Raw genomic sequence first — 19,176 nt, 5'->3', positions numbered from 1 at the left:
CCGCGCCGTGGCGGCGGGCGTCGCGTGGCCGGCATGCCGCGCGACGCGACCACGCCCGCCACGGCACGCCGGCCGCGCCTGACCACGGCCGCATGACCACGCTCGACGTCCGCCTGCACGACGGTGTCGCCGCGATCCCCGCGGCGACATGGGATGCGCTCGCCGCGAGCGAGCACCCGTTTACGTCGCACGCGTTCCTCTCCGGCCTCGAGGCGCACGGCTGCATCCGGCCCGACTACGGCTGGCAGTCCTGCCCGATCGGCCTCTACGACGGCGAGCGCCTCGTCGCGGCCGCGCCGCTCTACCTCAAGGGCAATTCGCACGGTGAGTTCGTGTTCGACTGGTCGTGGGCCGGCGCCTACGAACGCCACGGTCTGGACTATTACCCCAAGCTGCTGTGCGCGGTGCCCTACTCGCCCGTCACGGGCCCGCGCCTGCTCGTCGGCGATGCGCCCGGCGCGGGCGAGCGCCGGCGTACGCTGGTTGCCGCGATCGAGGCGCAGCGGCTCGCGATGCGGCTGTCGTCGGCGCACCTCAATTTTGCCGATGCGCAGGCCGTGGAGGCCCTCGAGCGCAGCGACTGGCTCACGCGCTTCGACTGGCAGTTCCACTGGCGCAACCGCGGCTGGGCCGATTTCGATACGTTCCTCGGTGCGCTGTCGTCGAAGAAGCGCAAGAACATCCGCCAGGAGCGCGCGCAGGTCGCCCGTGCCGGCATCACCTGCGAGATCCGCCACGGCGACGAACTCGACGACGCCGAATGGCACACTGTTCATGCGCTTTACGAGGCCACCTTCGATGCGCACGGCAACCACGCCGCGCTGACGGAGCCCTTCTTCCGCCACCTCGGCACGACGATGCCGCGCCAGGTCGTCGTGGTGCTGTGCCGGCGTGGCGACACGATCGTCGCCGCCGCGCTGTGCCTGCGCAGCGCGGACACGCTGTACGGCCGCTACTGGGGCAGCCGCGAGGAGGTGCCGGGCCTGCACTTCGAGGCCTGCTACTACCAAGGCATCGACTACTGCATCCGCCACGGCCTCGCACGCTTCGAACCCGGTGCGCAGGGCGAGCACAAGCTCGCACGCGGATTCCTGCCGACCCGCACGCGCTCGTTCCACCTGATCGCCGACGCGCGCTTCCGCGAGGCGATCGCCGATGCGCTGCAGCGCGAGTCGCATGCGCTCGAACGCTACCGCGACGAGCTGCTCGCGCATTCGCCTTATACCGACACACCGGCGTGATCACGCTGCCACGCCTCGGCGTCGATCCGCTCGCATTCCCGGACGTCGAAAGCGCGCTGCGCGAACCCGACGGCCTGCTGGCGTTCGGCGGCGACCTTTCGCGCGAACGTCTGCTCGCCGCCTACGCGCGCGGCATCTTCCCGTGGTTCTCGCCGGGACAGCCGATCCTGTGGTGGTCGCCCGACCCACGCCTCGTGTTCCACACCGCGGCAATGCACGTGCCGCGGCGCCTGCGTCGCTGGCTTCGCGGATGCACCTGGTCGATCCGCGTCGATACCGCGTTCGGCGAGGTGATCGATGCCTGCGCGGCGCCGCGCGATGCCGACGGCGGTACCTGGATAACGCCGGCGATGCGTGACGCTTACGTGAGCCTGCACGAAAGCGGTGACGCGCACTCGGTCGAGGTCCGGGACGGCGACGAGCTGGTCGGCGGGATCTACGGCGTGTCGATCGGCCGCATGTTCTTCGGCGAATCGATGTTCAGCCGCCGCGACCACGCCTCGAAGGTCGCCCTGCTCGCGCTCGCGCATGGCCTCGCCGCGATGGGCATGCCGCTGCTCGATGCGCAGGTGAGCTCTCCGCACCTGTTCACGCTCGGTGGGACCGAGATGCCGCGCCGAACGTTCTCGTCGGAGGTGAAACGCCTGGCCACGCTGCCCGCCCCTGCCGCGGGCTGGCGTTCGGGGTTCGCGGGACTGGTTCCGGCGACGCTCGCCGGACCTGGGGTGGCCCCGGAGACGTGACCGGCGGCTATCGTGTACAATGGCGAGCTTTCTCGGCCGCGCCGAGCCCGCCCCCAAGGGAACAATGTCCAAAGACGACGTCATCGAAATGGAAGGCGCGGTCCTCGAGACCCTGCCCAACACCATGTTCCGCGTGAAGCTCGAGAACGGCCACGTGGTCACCGCCCATATCTCGGGCCGCATGCGCAAGAACTACATCCGCATCCTGACCGGCGACAAGGTCAAGGTCGAGATGACCCCGTACGACCTCACCAAGGGTCGTATCACCTATCGCATGAAGTGACCCGGGTGCACGCCGCGACGCCGGCGTACCCCCACTGCCGCGCCGTGATCCGGGGAACGCGACACCGTTCCGATCCCCAGGCCCGCGACCATGGCACGCTCCGGACCTGCTCCCGTGACGGCTTTGCCGCACCGCGCCCCCGGATACCGCCATGCCACGCCATCCCACACTTCTCCCGCTGCTCATGACCCTGATGTTCGCCGTGCCATGCGCGCACGCGTCGAACGTCTACCAGTGGAAGGATGCCCAGGGGGGCATGCACTTCACCGACACGCCGCCGCCGGCGGGTGCCGTGCTGATCAAGGGTCCGAAGCCCAAACCCGGCAGTGCGCCGGCGACGGTGCCGGTACCGCTTCCCTCTCCCGAGCCGGCCCCCGCGCCGAAACCCGTGCTCTCCGCGGAAGAACAGGCGCGCATGGCCGAACTCGAGGCACGCGTGGCGAAGGCGAAAGCCAGGCACTGCGAAGACCTCGCGCTCGGCGCCGAAGCCGGCCGCCGAGTGCTCGACGGACGCTCGACCGAGATCATGTCGCCCGAGGAACGCGCCTCACTGCCTGCCCAGATCGCGGACATGGAAGCGCGTCGCCTGCGCGACTGCCCCAGCCCCTGACCGGGATCATTCCGCGCGGCCGTCGAATCCGTCGCGGAACAGCAGGTTCGGGTCGGCCGCGGTACGTGCGCCCTGCTCGATCCAGTCGAGGATCATCGCCTGGTCGGCGAGGCTCAGGTACGGCGGCCCGCTGCGCGGCATGCGCGCACCGTACGGCATATCCTCGATGTCGTTGAGGTTCGTGCAGTTGAGCTTCTTGAACAGGAAGCTCGCGTCGGGATCGCCCGCGGTGACGCGCGGGATGCCGGCATTGCCGTTGCTCGCCGGCACGCCGACAAGATTGGCGTAGGCCGAGCCGGGGGCGAGGCTGAGCCCACCCGAAGAACCTCCGATGTGGCAGCCACTGCAGGCGACGTCGAAGATCGGCTGCACGTCGGTCGCGAAATCGACGTTCCAGTTGACGGGGGTGGCCGAGAGGCTGTCGGGCACGCAGGGCGTGACCTGGGCAACCGCGGAAAGCGGGATCACAAACGGCGAGACGAACGCCAGCAACAGCAGCAGACGCGTGCGAACAGGCTTCATGGAGGGGCCTCTGGCAGCGAACGGGGCGGGATGGCCGCGCGCATGCTGGCACGCACGCGACGCGGCAATTGCCGACTTGTTCACATTCGCCGCCGACCGGAACCGCGAGGACACACACCGCAGCGGCGTGGAGCACGAGCGGCCTTCGGCTGCACGCCGGGGAACCTCCGTCGTCCGGACGCACGCGCATGAAAAAGCCGCCGGCCTCGCGGCCGGCGGCTCGGAGAGTCACGACACGCGACCTCAGACGACCGCGGGCAAGGCCTCGGACGACTCGGTCTCGACGTCGAGCTCGCCGTCGCGAACGGTGAGCCTGACCTTGCCGCCGTCGACGAGCTTGCCGAACAGCAGCTCGTCGGCGAGCGCACGCTTGACGTTGTCCTGGATCACGCGCGCCATCGGGCGTGCGCCCATCTGCGGGTCGAAGCCGTGGTCGGCGAGCCACTTGCGCGCCTCGGCGTCGACGTCGAGCGACACGTGCTTCTCCTGCAGCTGCAGCTCGAGCTCGATGAGGAACTTGTCGACCACGCGCAGGATGTGCTCGAAATCGAGCGCACCGAACTGCACGATCGCGTCGAGACGGTTGCGGAACTCAGGCGTGAACGCCTTGCGGATCACTTCCATCGCGTCGGTCGCATGGTTCTGCTCGACGAAGCCGATCGTGCGGCGGGCCGCGGCCTGCGCACCGGCGTTCGTCGTCATGACGAGGATGACGTTGCGGAAGTTCGCCTCGCGGCCGTTCGTGTCGGTCAGCGCACCGCGGTCCATGATCTGCAGCAGCACGTTGTAGACGTCGGGATGCGCCTTCTCGATCTCGTCGAGCAGCAGCACGCAGTGCGGATGCTTGACGATCTGCTCGGTCAGCAGGCCACCCTGGTCGAAGCCGACGTAGCCCGGGGGAGCACCGATCAGGCGCGACACCGAGTGCGCCTCCATGTACTCGGACATGTCGAAGCGCACGAGTTCCACGCCGAGCTGCAAAGCAAGCTGGCGCGTGACCTCGGTCTTGCCGACGCCGGTCGGGCCGGCGAGCAGGAAGTTGCCGATCGGCTTGTTCGGATTGCCGAGGCCCGAGCGCGCCATCTTGATCGCGCTCGCGAGCGAGTCGATCGCCACGTCCTGGCCGAACACGACCATCTTGAGGTTGCGGTCGAGGTTGCGCAGCACGTCGCGGTCCGAGGCCGACACCTGCTTGGGCGGGATGCGCGCCATGCGGGCGACGATGAACTCGATCTCGGCGACGTCGACGGTGCCCTTTCGCTCTTCCTCGGGCAGCAGGCGCTGACGCGCGCCGGCCTCGTCGATCACGTCGATGGCCTTGTCGGGCAGCAGGCGGTCGGCGATGTGCTTGACCGAGAGATCCACGGCCGCACGCAGCGCCTCGCCCGTGTACTGGACGTGGTGGTGTTCCTCGAAGCGCGACTTGAGGCCCTTGAGGATCTCGATGCTGTCGGCGATGGTCGGCTCGACGACGTCGATCTTCTGGAAGCGCCGCGCGAGCGCGCGGTCCTTCTCGAACACGCCGCGGTATTCCTGGAACGTGGTCGAGCCGATGCAGCGCATCTCGCCCGACGCGAGCATCGGCTTGATCAGGTTGGACGCGTCCATCGTGCCGCCCGACGCGGAACCCGCGCCGATGATCGTGTGGATCTCGTCGATGAACAGGATCGCGCCGGGCTCCTTCTTGAGTTGGCCGATCACGGCCTTGAGGCGCTTCTCGAAGTCGCCGCGGTACTTGGTGCCCGCGACGAGCGCGCCGAGATCGAGCGCGTAGATCGTCGCGTCGAGCAGGATGTCCGGCACCTGGCCTTCGACGATGCGCTTGGCCAGACCCTCGGCGAGCGCGGTCTTGCCCACGCCGGCCTCACCCACGTAGAGCGGGTTGTTCTTGCGGCGGCGGCACAGCACCTGGATCGTGCGCTCGACCTCCTCCTGGCGACCGATCAGCGGATCGATCTTGCCCTCGCGGGCGAGCTCGTTGAGGTTGTTCGCATACTCGCTGAGCGGGTTGCCTCGCGGCTCGTCGCCGGCGGGTTCGCCCTCGCGCGGCGCCTCGGAACTGCTCGGTGCCTGGCCTGGCTCCTGGCCGATCTTGGCGATGCCGTGCGAGATGTAGTTGACGATGTCGAGGCGGTTCACGTCCTGCTGACCGAGGAAGTAGACCGCGTGCGAGTCCTTCTCGCCGAAGATCGCGACGAGCACGTTGGCGCCCGTGACTTCCTTCCGGCCCGACGACTGCACGTGGTAGACGGCCCGCTGCAGCACGCGCTGGAAACCGAGCGTCGGCTGCGTGTCGCGCTCGTCGCTCGGCGGCAGCACGGGAACGGTCTCGGCGATGATGGAACGCAGGTCGCGGCCGAGCTTGCCGAGGTCGGCGCCGCAGGCGCGCAACACGGCCGTCGCCGACGGGTTTTCGAGGAGCGCGAGGAGCAGGTGCTCCACGGTCATGAACTCGTGGCGCTGCTCGCGGGCCTCCTTGTAGCACTGGCCGATGGTGAGCTCGAGATCCTTGCTGAACATCCGGTTTGCCTCTCTGGATGACTACTGCGTCGGATATAGGGGGCCGTTCAGGCCTTTTCCATGGTGCACAACAGCGGGTGCTGGTGCGTGCGCGAGAACTCGTTGACTTGGGTGACCTTCGTCTCGGCGACTTCGCGCGTATAGACGCCGCACACGCCCTTGCCGCGCGTGTGCACGTGGAGCATCACCTGGGTCGCCTTCTCGCGATCCATCGAAAAGAACGTCTCGAGCACGACGACGACGAAGTCCATCGGCGTGAAATCGTCGTTGAGGATGACGACCTGGTACAGCGGCGGCTTGGCGACCTCCGGCGGCGCGACTTCCACGGCAAGGCCGTGGGTGCGCTCGTTTTCGTGCTCGTGTTCGTGTTGCGACATGGGGTTCCGCTGAAAGACGTTGCCGGTCCAGTATATGTTGCGGTGCACCCGGTTCAAGTGATGCAGCGCCTGTCTCGGCGCGCTTCTGCGCTAGACTCCCGCCGCAATGAACATGGACCATCGCAAAGCCCCCGCGTTCACGGACGACGTCGGCATCTGGCGTCCCAGGGTGACCGTAGCAACAGTCGTGCCGGACGAAGGCCGCTTCCTGCTCGTCGAGGAGCGCGTGCACGGCCAGGTCGTGCTCAATCAGCCGGCCGGCCATCTCGAGCCCGACGAGACCCTGCAGGCCGCCGCGTTGCGCGAGACGCTCGAGGAGACCGGCTGGGACGTCGAACTCGACTGCCTGCTCGGCGTGCAGCAATGGACGAGCACAGCCTCGGGCAGCCAGTTCGTGCGCTTCACGTTCGCGGCGCGCCCGTTGCGCCACGACCCGACGCGCCCGCTCGATACCGGCATCCTGCGTGCCGTGTGGATGACCCGCGACGAGATTGCCGCCGCGGCCGCGCGCCTGCGCAGCCCGATGGTGCTGCACAGCGTCGACGACTGGATCGGCGGACGGCGCCTGCCGCTCGACGCGGTGCGCGCCCTGCCCGTCGGCACCCCGTCCCTGTGACGCACGCGGTATCACCCGCCGGCGCGCCGCCGCGGCGTGCCGGATTTCCGTCACCTGCCGACGCCCCGCGTCATGTGGACGCCCGCCATGGGCGCTGAGCCGCTCACGATCGTCGGCATGTCCGGCGGCGTCGATTCGTCGGTTACGGCCTTGCTGCTGCAACGCGCCGGCGTGCCGATCGCCGGCATGTTCATGCAGAACTGGGAAGAGGACGAGCGCCTCGGCGAGTGCCATGCCGACCAGGACCGCAAGGACGCGCTCGCGGTCTGCGCACGCCTCGGCATCGCGTTCCACGCACGCAACTTCGCCGCCGAGTACTGGGACCAGGTATTCGAGCATTTCCTCGCCGAGTACCGCGCCGGACGCACGCCCAATCCCGACGTTCTCTGCAACCGCGAGATCAAGTTCCGCACCTTTCTCGACCATGCACGCGCACTCGGCGCCGACACGATCGCGACGGGTCACTACGCCCGCAACGACTGCGTCGACGGCCGCTGGCGCCTGCTGCGCGGTGTCGACCACAACAAGGACCAGAGCTACTTCCTGCACGCGCTGGGCCAGGAGCAGCTCGCCGCGACGCGTTTCCCGGTCGGCGAGCTGCCCAAGCCCGAGGTGCGCCGGCTCGCCGCCGAGGCCGCACTGCCGACGCACGCGAAGAAGGATTCGACCGGCATCTGCTTCATCGGCGAACGCGACCTGCGCACGTTCCTGTCGCGCTACATCCCCGCGCAGCCCGGTGCGATCCGCACGCCTGACGGCGAAACCGTCGGCGAACACCAGGGTGCCTGGTACTACACGCTCGGCCAGCGCGGCGGCCTCGGCATCGGCGGCCGTCGCGATTCGAGCGGCGAGCCGTGGTACGTGGTCGGCAAGGACGTGCACGCGAACGTCGTCTACGCCGTGCAGGGTGGCGCGAACGACTGGCTCATGTCGCGACGCCTCGCCGCGAGCGGCGCGACCTGGATCGACGGCGCCGCGCCGGCACGCGCATTCCGCTGCACGGCCAAGACGCGTTACCGCCAGCCCGACCAGGCCTGCCTCGTGCGCGTCGACGGCGACACCTGCGAGGTCGTGTTCGACGAGGCCCAGCGCGCGGTGACGCCCGGACAGTCGGTGGTGTTCTACGATGGCCCGGTCTGCCTCGGCGGTGCCGTCATCGAACGCAGCGACGCCCCTTTCGGCGGCTGGAAGGCCACCCCATCTTGTGCGTCATCCGAGGAGAACCTGCATGCGTGAAGACCGCGTCATCGCCCTTGCCGGCGTCTTCCAGGCGTGCAGCCTCGTGCGCGGACTCGCCACCGAAGGCAAGGCGGACGCGGCCACCGTCGAGGCCAGCCTCGCCAGCGTGTTCCGCATCGACGCCGACAGCGCCACCGACGTGTTCGGCGGCCTCGGCGGCGTGCGCCTCGGCCTCGATACGCTGATCGCGAACCTCGACGGTGCCGGCCGCGACCCCGCGGTCACGCAGCTGTGCGTCTCGGCGCTGCGGCTCGAGCGCAAGCTCGCGTCGCGTCCGGCCATGCTCGGTCAGCTGCACGACGGCATCGTCTCGGTGCAGCGCCAGGTCGACCTCGTCGGTACCGACAGCGCCAACGTGCAGGGCCGCCTCGGAGAGCTCTACGCCTCGACGCTGTCGAACCTGCGCCCGCGCATCGTCGTGCACGGCAACCCGATGTACCTCGGCGACGCGCGACGCGTCGAACAGATCCGCGCCCTGCTGCTCGCCGCGGTACGCGCGGCCGTGCTGTGGCGCCAGGTCGGTGGCAGCCAGTGGCGCCTGCTGCTGCGCCGGCGCGAGTACACGATGCTCGCGCGCGGCCTGCTCGCACGCTGCACGCTCGATCGCGGCTGAACCGATCAGGCAAACCGCGGCTGAATGCGGCGGCACGCGCGCGTCAACGCCTCCGGCGACCGCTCGTTGAGGGACATCGTGGCCACGGCCACGTTGCCCATCACGAGAGGACATCGCCATGTTCCGACAGATCGCCCTTGCCGCCCTGATCGGCCTGCCCCTGGCCGCTGCCGTCCACGTGCCGAGCGCCGAAGCGCACGGCGTGTCGTATGTCTCCGTGCGCGTAGCCCCGCCACCGCCGCGCCACGAGCGCGTGGTCGTGCGCCGCGGCCACGTCTGGGTGCCCGGCCACTGGAACTGGACCGGCCATCGTCACGTCTGGGTCGCCGGCTACGACACGCCGGCACGCCACGGCCAGCACTACCGCGCCGGCTACTGGGAGCGTCGCGGCCCGACCTGGCACTGGCACGCCGGCCGCTGGGGCCGTTGATCCTTCATCGCCCGGTGCGCTTCGCGCACCGGGCACACGTCGAAACTACTTTCCCTTCTCTCTGTGGGAGAAGGTGGCCCGCAGGGCCGGATCAAGGTCCGGGATCGCGATGACGATCGGCCGTGGCACGATCCCGCGCCGTCTTCCCGATCCCTCTCACGGAGGAACAGGGACTCGAGCGCCACATCACCTCGGAAGGACACGTTGAACCTGCGACCCGTCGATACGGACCATCGACGGACACGGCAGGCTGACCGTCGAGAGCCCCGCGTCGGCACGACATCGAACCGACGCCCGCGAGACAACCTCGTCTTCCCGATCGCGGCGACATGTAACGGCGAGCCTCTGCATCGCCCGTGCCCATCGCAGCCCGCCGCGCGCGTCAAGAGGCATGCGGCCCGTTTGTGGCGATCCGGAGGCCCCATTAGACTACGCGACTCCGTGGCCGGGCCCCGCCCCTTCGTCCCCAGCATCGACACCCGCGACGATCGCGCGATCCCCGCCCTCCCCCCATGCACACGGACGTCCTGCGTCCGCGACCATCCGCTTCCGGAGCACGCAATGATTTTCGAAACGCTCGCCACGACCGGCCACGAGGAAGTCGTCTTCTGCCACAACAAGGACGCCGGCCTCAAGGCGATCATCGCGATCCACAACACCGTGCTCGGCCCGTCCCTCGGCGGACTGCGCATGTGGCCGTACAAGAGCGAGCAGGAAGCGATCAATGACGTGCTGCGCCTGTCGCGCGGCATGACCTACAAGAATGCGGTCGCCGGCCTCAACCTCGGCGGCGGCAAGGCCGTGATCATCGCCGACCCGGCCAAGGACAAGTCCGAGGCGCTGTTCCGCGCGTTCGGCCGCTTCGTCAACTCGCTCAACGGCCGCTACATCACCGCCGAGGACGTCGGCATCGACGTCAACGACATGGAGTGGGTGTTCCGCGAGACCTCGTTCGTGACCGGCGTGCATCAGGTCCACGGCGGCTCGGGCGACCCGTCGCCGTTCACCGCCTACGGCACGCTGCAGGGCCTGCAGGCCGCGCTCAACGCCGCCTACGGCGACGAGGACGTCGGCAAGCGCAGCTACGCCGTGCAGGGCGCCGGCCACGTCGGCATGGAGTTCATCAAGCTGCTGCGCGACCAGGGCGCCAAGGTGTTCGTCACCGACATCAACAAGGAGCTCGTGCAGCGCGCCGTCGACGACTACGGCTGCACCGCCGTCGGCCTCGACGAGATCTACGACGTCGACGCCGACGTCTACAGCCCGTGCGCGCTCGGCGGCACGGTCAACGAGCAGACGCTGCCGCGCCTCAAGTGCAAGGTCATCTGCGGCGCGGCCAACAACCAGCTCGCCCACGACGGCATCGGCGACGAGCTGCAGAAGCGCGGCGTGTTCTACGCGCCCGATTACGCGGTCAACGCGGGCGGCGTCATGAACATCTCGCTCGAGATCGACGGCTACAACCGCGAGCGCGCGATGCGCATGATGCGCACGATCTACCACAACGTCTCGCGCATCTTCGAGATCGCCAAGCGCGACGGCATCCCGACCTACAAGGCCGCCGACCGCATGGCCGAAGAGCGCATCGCGACGATCGGCAAGCTGCGCCTGCCGCATCTCGGCACCGCCGCACCGCACTTCCAGGGCCGCATGCGCGGTCAGTAAGCGCCGACGCGGACCGGGCACGCGCCCGGTCCCGTCACCTGCGGGGCCTGCGATCGGCAGCCCCGCCTGCGTGCCGAGCCGGCACGCGATGTCTACGAGGCGGCACGTGGCCGCCCTCCCTCACTCGGCGACGACGAGCTTCACGTCGATGTTGCCGCGCGTCGCGTTCGAGTACGGGCACACGATGTGGGCCTGGTCGACGAGCTCGCGCACGGTGTCGGCCGGCACGCCCGGCACGTGGACCGTGAGTTCGGCCTCGATGCCGAAGCCGGTCGGGATCGCGCCGATGCCGACCTTGCCGGTCACCGTCGTGTCGGCCGGCAACGCGACCTTGGCCTTGCCCGCGACGAACTTGAGCGCGCCGAGGAAGCACGCCGAATAACCGGCCGCGAACAGCTGCTCGGGATTGGTACCCGGGCCGCCACCACCGCCGAGCTCGCGCGGCGTCGACAGCGTCACGTCGAGGACGCCGTCCGACGAGCGCGCCTTGCCTTCACGGCCGCCCGTGGCGGTCGCGGTCGCGGTGTAGAGCACTTTTTCGATCGACATCGTGGTTCTCCTTGGGGTTCGGCGGGTCGCCGTGGCGAGGCGTACTGTGCGCGCACCGGCGGTACGCGAGGTGGCCTATGATCCACGAAACTTGATCGCGAGTATCGAAACGTGGCCGATCGCCTCGAAACCCTGCTCGACCGCTTCTCGGTCAGCGCGCGCCTGTTCCACAGCGGCGCGCTGTGCGGGCTCAACGAGATCGGCGGCGACGGCGACGTCGGCCAGCTCCATCTCGTGCGCCGCGGTCCGATCGAAATCACGCACGCGGGCGAGACCGTGCACCTCGACGAACCGACCGTGCTGCTCTACCCGCGCCCGCTCGCGCACCGCTTCGTCACCGACGCCGCACGTGGCGCCGACATGGCCTGCGCGAACCTGCGCTTCGACGGCGGCGCCGCGAACCCGATCGCCGCCGCGCTGCCGCCGTTCGTGCGTGTGCCGCTCGCCGCGATCGACGGTGCCCGCGACGTACTCGAGCTGCTGTTCGACGAAGCGTTCGCCGAACGCTGCGGACGCCTAGCCCTCGTCGACCGCCTGTTCGAGGTCGTGCTGATCCAGATCCTGCGCCACCTCATGGAATCGGGCCGCCTGCGTGGCGGCATGCTCGCCGGACTCGGCCACGCACGCCTGCGCCACGCGCTCGTCGCGATGCACGACGAACCCGCGCGCGACTGGTCGCTCGATACGCTCGCCGCCGCGGCCGGGATGTCGCGCAGTGCCTTCGCGCACGCGTTCCGTGAGACCGTCGGCGACACGCCGGGTGGCTACCTGCAGGGCTGGCGCATCAACCTCGCGCAGCAGGCGCTGCGCCGCGGCCGCCCGCTCAAGGTGATCGCGACCGAGGTCGGCTACGGCAGCGAAGCCGCGCTGTCGCGCGCGTTCAAGGCCCAGTCCGGAATGTCGCCGCGCGCCTGGCGCGCGGCGACGGGATGACGGATCGACTCCGCATCGAAAGCCGACATGGGCGAAACGCGACCCCATCCAGGCCGGGCATTTGACGATGTGTTGGCACAGAGACGATGTGTTGGAATCGAGACGATGTATCGGCGTCGAAACCAGACGCTCCCCTCTCCCCTTGCGGGAGAGGGGCTGGGGAGAGGGGCCGGAGGAATGACGAGATCCGCCCCCGCGCTAACGCGATCGAAAGCGCGGATCAGCCCAGCACGCGATTGAGCACGTAGCCGCCAACGGCCAGCCACGCGAACAGCATCGCCGCGAGCAGCAGCGGGCGCGTGCCGGCCGCACGCAGCGCCGAGACGCGCGTGCGCATGCCCAGCGCGGCCATCGCCATCGCGAGCAGCACCGCGTCGACGCGCTCGATCGCCTGCACCGTCGCGGCCGGCATCGGCACCAGCGAATGCAGCGCGACGACCGCGATGAACAGCACCGCGAACCACGGCACCGCGACGCCGCGCGTGGCCGACGTGGACGCTTCGCCGCCGCGCGCCCACCACAGGCCGAGCACGACGAGGAACGGCGCGAGCATCATCACGCGCAGCATCTTGGCGATCACCGCGGCGCGCGCGGCCTCGTCACCGGCCGCACCGCCGGCGACGACCACCTGCGCGACCTCGTGCACGGTCGAGCCTACGTAGACGCCGTAGGTGTGCGCGTCCATGCCGAGATGCGGGTACAGCCACGGGTAGACGATCATGCCGAGCGTGCCGAACACGACCACGGTCGCGATCGCGACGCCGACCTTGTGCGCCGGCGCCTTGATGACCGATTCGGTCGCGAGCACCGCCGCCGCGCCGCAGATCGCGCTGCCCGCGCCGACCAGCACGGCCGTCTCGCGATCGAGCTTGAGCACGCGCGTGCCGATCGCGACCGCCGCGCAGAACGTGCCCGCGACGACCACGAGGTCGATCGCGAAACCATTCCAGCCGACCGCGGCGAGGTCCTGGAACGTGAGGCGGAAACCGTAAAGCACGATGCCGGCGCGCAGCAGCATGCCTTTCGAGAACTCGATGCCCGCATCGACCGGCAGGTGGCGCGCGACGCGCGGCAGCACCGTGTTGCCGAGCAGCGCACCGATCAGGATCGCGAGCGTGAGCGGGCTCAGGCCCAGCGCGGCGATCGCCGGCCGTGACCCGAGCAGCACCGCGATCGCGGCGACGGCACCGACCAGCAGCAGGCCCGGCGCACGCCCGCGCGCGTTGCGCAGCTGTCGTGCGGCGAACGAATCCCCGGCGGAGGACGATGAAGGCAGCGTGGCGGACGTGGACATGCGGGTTCGATGCGGTGTCGTCGCGCGTCGTAGGCGAGGCCGGCGGCGATGGCGCGAGCGGTGATCCGCCGGCGCGCCCAGAGGCGCCGAACCCTCGGCGACGGCGCGTGGCCGAGGGTCGGGCGCGGATGCTGCGCGCGATCATCGTCCGTTTCCATCGACACTTCATGCGCATATCATTCGATCAGATCGAACGATACAGAACGGGAGGGCCGCCATGACGCTCGACCAGCTGCGCGTGTTCGTCGCCGTGGCACGCCGCGAACACGTCACGCGCGCCGCCGAGGCGCTGCACATGACGCCGTCCGCGGTCAGCGCGGCGATCGCGACGCTCGAGGCACGTCACGGCGTGGCTTTGTTCGACCGCGTCGGCCGCGCCATCGTGCTCAATCCGAACGGGCGCGCCTTCCTCGCCCATGCGGAGGCCGTGCTCGGCGAGGTGCGCACGGCCGAGACCGCGCTGACCGACCTCGGTGACCTGCGCCGCGGCGATCTCGCGATCATGGCCAGCCAGACCGTCGGCAGCTACTGGCTGCCGCCTCGCCTGCTGCACTACCACGAGGCCTATCCCGGCATCCGCCTGCACGTCGCGATCGGCAACACCGAGGCGGTCGCCCACGCCGTCGAGGAAGGCCGCGTCGAACTCGGCCTCGTCGAAGGCAGCGTCGACCATGCCGCGCTCGTGCCGCGCGTCGTCGCGACCGACGACATGGTCGTCGTCGTCGCGCCCGAGCATCCGTGGGCGACACGGCGCTCGGTCGCGCGCGGCGCCTTCACGCAGACGCCGTGGCTGCTGCGCGAACGCGGCTCGGGCACGCGCGAGGCGTTCGAACGCGCGATGCATGACGCCGGCATCGCGATCGACGCGCTCGACGTGCCGCTCGTGCTGCCCGGCAACGAAGCGATCCTGAGCGCGGTCGCCGCAGGCCGCGGCGCGACGCTGGCGTCACGCCACGTCGCCTCGCCGTGGCTGCGCGCAGGCCTGCTGCGCGAGGTCGCCACGCCACCCGTGACACGCCCGTTCTCGCTGCTGCGCCACGCCGAGCGCTACCGCAGCAAGGCCGCCGATGCATTCGAGGCGATGATCACGGCCTCGCCCGCGCCCGTCAGCACGCGAACGAACCTCAGGCGCTGAACGCCTCGGTCGCCGCACCGCGCAGGAACGCCATTGCCGCGAGCCACGGCCGCGGACCGTGGCTCACGCGCGCCACGCCGAGCGTCGCGAGCCTCGATGCGGGCGGCACGCTGGCGCCGGCCATGATGTTGACCGGCAGCGGCGAAGCGTCGACGACCTTGCGGATCAGCGCCTCGTCGGCGAGCCCCGGCACGAAGATGCCGTCGGCACCGGCCTCGGCGTACGCCACGAGCCGCGCGATCGCCTCGTCGACATGCGCGGCATGCTCGGCCGCGGGCGTCTGCAGGAACACGTCGGTACGCGCATTGAGGAAGAAGTCCTTCGCAGCACCTCGCGCGGCGCGCAGGCGATCCACCTGTTCGCCGACTTTGCGCAGGCGCTTCTGCCCGGGCACGCCGTCCTCGAGATTGCAGCCGACCACGCCGGTCGCCGCGAGCGCGGCGATGGAGGTCGCGACACCGGTCGCATCGTCCGCGTAACCGGCCTCGAAATCGACGCTGACCGGCAACGCCACGCTGCGCACGATCGCGCGCGCCTGCTCGAGCACGAACGCGAGGCCGATGCGCTCGCCGTCCTCGAAGCCTTGCGCGGCCGCCATCGACCAGCTGCCCGTCGCGATCGCCGGCGCACCGGCCTCGGCGATCGCCTTCGCGCTGCCGGCATCCCAGGCGTTGAACAGGATCAGCGGGCGCCCGCGGACATGCAGGTCGCGGAACGTGCGGGCGTGGTCGGTCGTCGTGCTCATCGCGGAAACCTCGTGTGATCGATGGGATGGGCCGTTCGCTCCGACCCGTGGAACGGCATCCTCGCCGCGATGCGGGCACAAGGGAATGACGTGCGAAGTCATCGGATCATGACCCCGCACGTCATCGTTCCGATGCGGCACGCCCCTAGAATGCGCGCATGAACACCTTGCCACGAGCCCTGCCGCGTGATCCCGCGACGCGCGATCTAGGCGTGCTGCTGCGCGAATGGCGCGGCGCACGCCGCCTGAGCCAGTCCGACCTCGCCGCCGACGCCGACCTCTCGAACCGCCACCTGAGCTTCATCGAGACCGGACGTTCGCGCCCGAGCCGCGACGTCGTCGAGCGGCTCGCCGACGCGCTGGATCTTCCGCTACGCGATCGCAACGGCCTGCTGCTCGCGGCCGGTTACGCGCCGGCGTACCGCGAAACCTCGCTCGACGAACCCGAGTTCGCGCGCATCCGCCGCGCGATCGACTTCATCCTCGCCCAGCAGGAGCCCTACCCCGCGTTCGTGCTCGACCGCTGCTGGAACATCCTCGCCGCGAACGCGGCGGCGCTGCGCGTGACCGGCGCGGCGATGGGCGGGCCGAGCCGACACGCCAACATGATCCGCCAGTTCTTCGATCCCGACGACGTGCGCCGCGTGGTCGACAACTGGGAAGAGATCGCCGGCGCACTGCTGCGTCACCTGCAGGAACGCGTCGCGACGGTGCCGACCGACCACGCCGCGAGGACGCTGCTCGACGACGTGCTGCGCTACCCCGGCATCCCCGCACACTGGCGCCGGCGCGACGTCGCCACCGCGCCGCGGCCGGTCATGTCGACCGTGCTGCGTCATGAGGGCGGTCTGCTGAGCTTCTTCTCGACGATCACGACGTTCGGCACGCCGCGCGACATCACCCTCGACGAACTGCACATCGAGTGCTGCTTCCCGCTCGACCGCGAGACCGAACTCGTCTGTGCGGCGCTCGCGCGCGCGGACGCTTCACGCGGTTGAGGGCGGCACGATCACGCCATCGCGCGGACCGGCTTCCGCACCGGGGTCAGGTTCATTTTTTCCCGTCGCGCAGGACTGCCGGGCCGCGTCAGGGCCATGGCCTGGCCCGCATGCCGACACGTGCTCCGCGTATGTCGCCTCGCCTGTCTGGGGCCGGCGGGGCGTGCGCAGGGAACGCGGACAGCCTCTACGGCGCCATCGCCGCGAGCGATGCGGCGGCCCTTTCGAGTCCACCGAGAATCGCCTCGGCGACCGCACCGGCGAAATCGCGCGGCAGATCCGCGCTCACCTCGGCGATCGCCGCCGGCGTGCGCGCGAGCATCATCTCGATGATCGCCTCGGCATCGGGCGCGTAGCCGACCTTCTGTGCCGTGCTGTTGAAGTGCCGGCGCTGCACGTCGTGCATCACGTAGTGGCGGTTCGTGCCGAGCAAGGCCATCGCGAGGCGCAGCTCTCGCGGCGACCACTGGTTCGGTCCGCTGCCGATCACGGGATAGGCCGACATCACGTCGTACAGCGGCGTGAGCCGGAAGCGACCGCGCGGCAGCACGCGCAGGCTGAAATTCTTGGCGTGCCCGTCCGGTGCACGCAGCATCCAGAACAGCAACTGCGAGGTCATGAGCGTGGCCATGTCGGCCTCGGCTCCGACGGACTGCCGCAGCGTCGCGAACAAGGCCTTGAGTCCCGGGCCGCCGTCGCTCTCGTACTTGCGCAGCGGCGAACAGCCGCCGGCCTGGCAGAAATCCTCCTGCGGCAGGCGCATGAGCCAGCGTCCGTCCGGCGAGACGCGGCGATCGAAGCGCTCGACGATGAGCACGCGCTGCGTGCCGAACGTCGCGATCTCGGCCTCCGCGACATCAAGGCCGTAGGCCTTGAGCAGCCGCAGGCACAGCCATTCGTTGTCGACCGACGTCGTGAAGTCGGCGCGCTTGCCGCCAACGAGGCCGAGCGGCAGCTTGACGATGTGGCTGGTCGGCGTCGCCCCGCGTGGTGCGAGCCACTGCCCTTTCCATCGCAGGAACGCGGCCTTCTCCTGCGCGCCGGCGAGCGAGATGCGGAAATCCGCATCGGGATCCGACTGCGCACCGAACGCGCGCGGCGAGACGGTCTCGATGATGTGGCGCTCGACGTCCTCGTCCGACAGCACCACGCCGTCGATGCGGTCGAAACCGTCGGGCGCCTCGTCGTCGCCGAGCAGCTGCACCGCGCCGACGCAGTCGCGGCCGATCGCGGCGAGCAGGTCGAACGGATCGGTCGAGCCCGTGCGGAAACGCTCGGCCACGCGCTTGCGGATCGCGTCGCTGTCGGGCAGCAGGTTGTCGAAGTAGTGGGTGACCTTGTCGCCGTTGAGCGGCAGGTTGTCGAGCGTGAAAGGCAGCGACAGCGAGAGCGGACGGCCGACCTCGGCGTTCACCCACGCCGCATCGTAGTGCAGCTCCATCGCGCCGCGCGCCGGGATCGTCCAGCGCCCGACGCGGACGCCGTTGGTCCAGATCGACAGGCTGCGGGCATGCGAGCGACGCCCCATCTCACCAGTCCGCCGTGTCCTCGACACGCGTCGCGGTGACGCGCGTACCGACGCTGAGCTCGAGTCCGAGCGCGCCGCACCACGCCAGCAGCTGATCGAAGCTGAGCTCGCCGGCGTGCATCTCGAGATGGGAGATGCGGGACTGGCTCAGGCCGATGCGCCCGGCCAGGTCCGATTGCGTCACGCCGCGCGCTTTGCGGGCCGCGTGGAGGGTCGCGCCGAGCTGGGCGGCATTCGTCAGGACAGGCGGGGACGCGGTCATCGCGATCATCCGGATAACGGGTAAACGTCTTTTACCTCAATAAAAGATATTCGTCAATTACCCGTATATCAGATCAATGCATGACGCCGAACGGCCACCAAGCACACGTCCCGCACCGACTATTCCACTGAAAGGAATAATGAAGTCCGAACGCCGCCCGTTCTGTTCGACGCGCGCGACACCGACACTGGTCCACGTGGACGGGAATGAGCCCGTCCTTCAGACGAGGACCTCACGATGAAGCTCTACCACCACCCGCTGTCCGGCCACGCCCATCGCGCCCGCCTGCTCGTCTCGCTGCTCGACCTGCCGCATGAGCTGATCGAGGTCGATCTCGCCGCGCGTGCGCACAAGTCGCCGGAGTTCCTCGCCCTGAATCCCTTCGGGCAGATTCCCGTGCTCGACGACGACGGAACGATCGTCGCCGATTCGAATGCGATCCTCGTCTATCTGGCGACGAAGTCCGGCCGCACCGACTGGCTGCCGCAGGATCCCGCCGGTGCAGCGGCGGTGCAGCGCTGGCTGTCGGTCGCTGCGGGCGAACTCGCCTACGGCCCCGCCGCGGCGCGCCTCGTCACGGTGTTCGGTGCAGCCTTCGATGCCGACGAGGTGATCGCCCGTGCCCACACGCTGCTGGGCAGGCTCGAGGCGCATCTCGCGGACCGCGCGTGGCTCGTCGGCGACCACCCGACCATCGCCGATATCGCGCTCTACAGCTACGTCGCGCGCGCACCGGAAGGTCATGTCGACCTCGCGCGCTACCCCGCCGTCAACGCCTGGCTCGCCCGCATCGAAGCCTTGCCGCGCTTCGTGGCGTTCGCGCGCACGCCGGTCGGCCTGTCGGCCGCGGCGTGATCGTCGTGCCGGAGCTGC

At 69.6% G+C, this 19,176-nt stretch carries 21 protein-coding genes; 13 read left to right on the top strand and 8 right to left on the bottom strand.

Annotated features, from left to right (window positions below; all coding sequences use genetic code 11):
- Positions 1-92: 92 nt before the first annotated feature.
- From ACQQ2N_RS15680 to ACQQ2N_RS15665, 4 genes are all read left to right on the top strand, one after another.
- The gene (locus ACQQ2N_RS15680; protein ID WP_440222511.1) at positions 93-1,241 is read left to right on the top strand and encodes a GNAT family N-acetyltransferase; all 1,149 of its coding nucleotides are present in this window, start codon (positions 93-95) and stop codon (positions 1,239-1,241) included.
- Complete coding sequence (aat, locus tag ACQQ2N_RS15675; protein ID WP_440222510.1) at positions 1,238-1,984, top strand: leucyl/phenylalanyl-tRNA--protein transferase; 747 nt, start codon at positions 1,238-1,240, stop codon at positions 1,982-1,984. Before ACQQ2N_RS15680 ends, aat begins: the two co-directional genes overlap by 4 nt.
- 64 nt (positions 1,985-2,048) lie before the next feature.
- Positions 2,049-2,267: a translation initiation factor IF-1 gene (infA, locus tag ACQQ2N_RS15670; protein ID WP_092409181.1), complete on the top strand. Its 219-nt coding sequence runs from the start codon at positions 2,049-2,051 to the stop codon at positions 2,265-2,267.
- 151 nt (positions 2,268-2,418) lie between these two features.
- The gene (locus ACQQ2N_RS15665) at positions 2,419-2,877 is read left to right on the top strand and encodes a DUF4124 domain-containing protein (RefSeq protein ID WP_440222509.1); all 459 of its coding nucleotides are present in this window, start codon (positions 2,419-2,421) and stop codon (positions 2,875-2,877) included.
- A gap of 6 nt (positions 2,878-2,883) precedes the next feature.
- Here ACQQ2N_RS15665 and ACQQ2N_RS15660 read toward each other — a convergent pair whose 3' ends face one another.
- The 3 genes from ACQQ2N_RS15660 to clpS all read right to left on the bottom strand — a co-directional run bounded on the left by ACQQ2N_RS15660 (position 2,884) and on the right by clpS (position 6,296).
- Positions 2,884-3,399 (bottom strand): hypothetical protein, encoded by a 516-nt coding sequence (locus ACQQ2N_RS15660; RefSeq protein ID WP_440222508.1) that lies wholly within the window; start codon positions 3,397-3,399, stop codon positions 2,884-2,886.
- Positions 3,400-3,642: 243 nt separating this feature from the next.
- Positions 3,643-5,919 (bottom strand): ATP-dependent Clp protease ATP-binding subunit ClpA, encoded by a 2,277-nt coding sequence (gene clpA / locus ACQQ2N_RS15655; protein WP_440222507.1) that lies wholly within the window; start codon positions 5,917-5,919, stop codon positions 3,643-3,645.
- 47 nt (positions 5,920-5,966) lie between these two features.
- A complete protein-coding gene (clpS, locus tag ACQQ2N_RS15650; RefSeq protein ID WP_440222506.1) occupies positions 5,967-6,296 on the bottom strand; it encodes an ATP-dependent Clp protease adapter ClpS in 330 nt (109 codons plus the stop codon).
- A gap of 112 nt (positions 6,297-6,408) precedes the next feature.
- Here clpS and ACQQ2N_RS15645 point away from each other — a divergent pair, with 112 nt between their 5' ends.
- The 5 genes from ACQQ2N_RS15645 to ACQQ2N_RS15625 all read left to right on the top strand — a co-directional run bounded on the left by ACQQ2N_RS15645 (position 6,409) and on the right by ACQQ2N_RS15625 (position 10,859).
- A complete protein-coding gene (locus ACQQ2N_RS15645; protein ID WP_440222505.1) occupies positions 6,409-6,912 on the top strand; it encodes an NUDIX hydrolase in 504 nt (167 codons plus the stop codon).
- A gap of 87 nt (positions 6,913-6,999) precedes the next feature.
- Positions 7,000-8,148 carry a tRNA 2-thiouridine(34) synthase MnmA gene (mnmA, locus tag ACQQ2N_RS15640; protein WP_440222504.1) on the top strand — a complete coding sequence of 383 codons (1,149 nt, stop codon included), beginning with the start codon at positions 7,000-7,002 and terminating at the stop codon, positions 8,146-8,148.
- On the top strand, positions 8,141-8,764 hold the full coding sequence (gene hflD / locus ACQQ2N_RS15635) for a high frequency lysogenization protein HflD (protein WP_440222503.1): 624 nt from the start codon (positions 8,141-8,143) through the stop codon (positions 8,762-8,764). Before mnmA ends, hflD begins: the two co-directional genes overlap by 8 nt.
- Positions 8,765-8,882: 118 nt before the next feature.
- Entirely contained in the window at positions 8,883-9,194 is a 312-nt protein-coding gene (locus ACQQ2N_RS15630) for a YXWGXW repeat-containing protein (protein ID WP_440222502.1), read from the top strand.
- 561 nt (positions 9,195-9,755) lie between these two features.
- Entirely contained in the window at positions 9,756-10,859 is a 1,104-nt protein-coding gene (locus tag ACQQ2N_RS15625; protein ID WP_440222501.1) for a Glu/Leu/Phe/Val dehydrogenase dimerization domain-containing protein, read from the top strand.
- A 120-nt stretch (positions 10,860-10,979) separates the two neighbouring features.
- Here the strand turns inward: ACQQ2N_RS15625 and ACQQ2N_RS15620 are convergent, their stop codons facing one another.
- Entirely contained in the window at positions 10,980-11,408 is a 429-nt protein-coding gene (locus ACQQ2N_RS15620) for an organic hydroperoxide resistance protein (protein ID WP_440222500.1), read from the bottom strand.
- A gap of 111 nt (positions 11,409-11,519) precedes the next feature.
- Here ACQQ2N_RS15620 and ACQQ2N_RS15615 point away from each other — a divergent pair, with 111 nt between their 5' ends.
- Positions 11,520-12,341: an AraC family transcriptional regulator gene (locus ACQQ2N_RS15615; protein WP_440222499.1), complete on the top strand. Its 822-nt coding sequence runs from the start codon at positions 11,520-11,522 to the stop codon at positions 12,339-12,341.
- Between the two features lie 220 nt (positions 12,342-12,561).
- On the opposite strand, the gene ACQQ2N_RS15610 is transcribed toward ACQQ2N_RS15615, so the two are convergent.
- Complete coding sequence (locus ACQQ2N_RS15610; protein ID WP_440222498.1) at positions 12,562-13,635, bottom strand: YeiH family protein; 1,074 nt, start codon at positions 13,633-13,635, stop codon at positions 12,562-12,564.
- A gap of 217 nt (positions 13,636-13,852) precedes the next feature.
- Between ACQQ2N_RS15610 and ACQQ2N_RS15605 the strand changes: the two genes are divergently transcribed.
- Positions 13,853-14,770 (top strand): LysR substrate-binding domain-containing protein, encoded by a 918-nt coding sequence (locus ACQQ2N_RS15605; RefSeq protein WP_440222497.1) that lies wholly within the window; start codon positions 13,853-13,855, stop codon positions 14,768-14,770.
- On the opposite strand, the gene ACQQ2N_RS15600 is transcribed toward ACQQ2N_RS15605, so the two are convergent.
- A complete protein-coding gene (locus ACQQ2N_RS15600; protein ID WP_440222496.1) occupies positions 14,760-15,515 on the bottom strand; it encodes an isocitrate lyase/PEP mutase family protein in 756 nt (251 codons plus the stop codon). The genes ACQQ2N_RS15605 and ACQQ2N_RS15600 overlap by 11 nt on opposite strands.
- A gap of 158 nt (positions 15,516-15,673) precedes the next feature.
- Between ACQQ2N_RS15600 and ACQQ2N_RS15595 the strand changes: the two genes are divergently transcribed.
- Positions 15,674-16,513 carry a helix-turn-helix domain-containing protein gene (locus ACQQ2N_RS15595; protein ID WP_440222495.1) on the top strand — a complete coding sequence of 280 codons (840 nt, stop codon included), beginning with the start codon at positions 15,674-15,676 and terminating at the stop codon, positions 16,511-16,513.
- Between the two features lie 187 nt (positions 16,514-16,700).
- On the opposite strand, the gene ACQQ2N_RS15590 is transcribed toward ACQQ2N_RS15595, so the two are convergent.
- Both ACQQ2N_RS15590 and ACQQ2N_RS15585 read right to left on the bottom strand, forming a co-directional pair.
- Complete coding sequence (locus ACQQ2N_RS15590; protein WP_440222494.1) at positions 16,701-18,041, bottom strand: type II toxin-antitoxin system HipA family toxin; 1,341 nt, start codon at positions 18,039-18,041, stop codon at positions 16,701-16,703.
- 1 nt (position 18,042) lies between these two features.
- Positions 18,043-18,312: a helix-turn-helix domain-containing protein gene (locus ACQQ2N_RS15585; RefSeq protein ID WP_440222493.1), complete on the bottom strand. Its 270-nt coding sequence runs from the start codon at positions 18,310-18,312 to the stop codon at positions 18,043-18,045.
- A gap of 228 nt (positions 18,313-18,540) precedes the next feature.
- On the opposite strand from ACQQ2N_RS15585, the gene ACQQ2N_RS15580 reads away from it, so the two are divergent.
- The gene (locus tag ACQQ2N_RS15580) at positions 18,541-19,158 is read left to right on the top strand and encodes a glutathione S-transferase family protein (protein WP_440222492.1); all 618 of its coding nucleotides are present in this window, start codon (positions 18,541-18,543) and stop codon (positions 19,156-19,158) included.
- The last annotated feature ends 18 nt before the right edge of the window (positions 19,159-19,176 follow it).

This window comes from Dokdonella aquatica (genome assembly GCF_051987395.1).
In the GTDB taxonomy this organism is placed as follows: Bacteria; Pseudomonadota; Gammaproteobacteria; order Xanthomonadales; family Rhodanobacteraceae; genus Dokdonella.
Note: the sequence above shows the minus strand (reverse complement) of the source record. Positions and strands in the feature narration are given on the sequence as shown.

Coding starts and splice junctions, on each gene's coding strand:
- ACQQ2N_RS15680 (WP_440222511.1), top strand. CDS start 93: ATGACCACGCTCGACGTCCGCCTGCACGACGGTGTCGCCGCGATCCCC.
- infA (WP_092409181.1), top strand. CDS start 2,049: ATGTCCAAAGACGACGTCATCGAAATGGAAGGCGCGGTCCTCGAGACC.
- ACQQ2N_RS15665 (WP_440222509.1), top strand. CDS start 2,419: ATGCCACGCCATCCCACACTTCTCCCGCTGCTCATGACCCTGATGTTC.
- ACQQ2N_RS15660 (WP_440222508.1), bottom strand. CDS start 3,399: ATGAAGCCTGTTCGCACGCGTCTGCTGCTGTTGCTGGCGTTCGTCTCG.
- clpA (WP_440222507.1), bottom strand. CDS start 5,919: ATGTTCAGCAAGGATCTCGAGCTCACCATCGGCCAGTGCTACAAGGAG.
- clpS (WP_440222506.1), bottom strand. CDS start 6,296: ATGTCGCAACACGAACACGAGCACGAAAACGAGCGCACCCACGGCCTT.
- ACQQ2N_RS15645 (WP_440222505.1), top strand. CDS start 6,409: ATGGACCATCGCAAAGCCCCCGCGTTCACGGACGACGTCGGCATCTGG.
- mnmA (WP_440222504.1), top strand. CDS start 7,000: ATGGGCGCTGAGCCGCTCACGATCGTCGGCATGTCCGGCGGCGTCGAT.
- hflD (WP_440222503.1), top strand. CDS start 8,141: ATGCGTGAAGACCGCGTCATCGCCCTTGCCGGCGTCTTCCAGGCGTGC.
- ACQQ2N_RS15630 (WP_440222502.1), top strand. CDS start 8,883: ATGTTCCGACAGATCGCCCTTGCCGCCCTGATCGGCCTGCCCCTGGCC.
- ACQQ2N_RS15625 (WP_440222501.1), top strand. CDS start 9,756: ATGATTTTCGAAACGCTCGCCACGACCGGCCACGAGGAAGTCGTCTTC.
- ACQQ2N_RS15620 (WP_440222500.1), bottom strand. CDS start 11,408: ATGTCGATCGAAAAAGTGCTCTACACCGCGACCGCGACCGCCACGGGC.
- ACQQ2N_RS15610 (WP_440222498.1), bottom strand. CDS start 13,635: ATGTCCACGTCCGCCACGCTGCCTTCATCGTCCTCCGCCGGGGATTCG.
- ACQQ2N_RS15605 (WP_440222497.1), top strand. CDS start 13,853: ATGACGCTCGACCAGCTGCGCGTGTTCGTCGCCGTGGCACGCCGCGAA.
- ACQQ2N_RS15600 (WP_440222496.1), bottom strand. CDS start 15,515: ATGAGCACGACGACCGACCACGCCCGCACGTTCCGCGACCTGCATGTC.
- ACQQ2N_RS15595 (WP_440222495.1), top strand. CDS start 15,674: ATGAACACCTTGCCACGAGCCCTGCCGCGTGATCCCGCGACGCGCGAT.
- ACQQ2N_RS15590 (WP_440222494.1), bottom strand. CDS start 18,041: ATGGGGCGTCGCTCGCATGCCCGCAGCCTGTCGATCTGGACCAACGGC.
- ACQQ2N_RS15585 (WP_440222493.1), bottom strand. CDS start 18,312: ATGATCGCGATGACCGCGTCCCCGCCTGTCCTGACGAATGCCGCCCAG.
- ACQQ2N_RS15580 (WP_440222492.1), top strand. CDS start 18,541: ATGAAGCTCTACCACCACCCGCTGTCCGGCCACGCCCATCGCGCCCGC.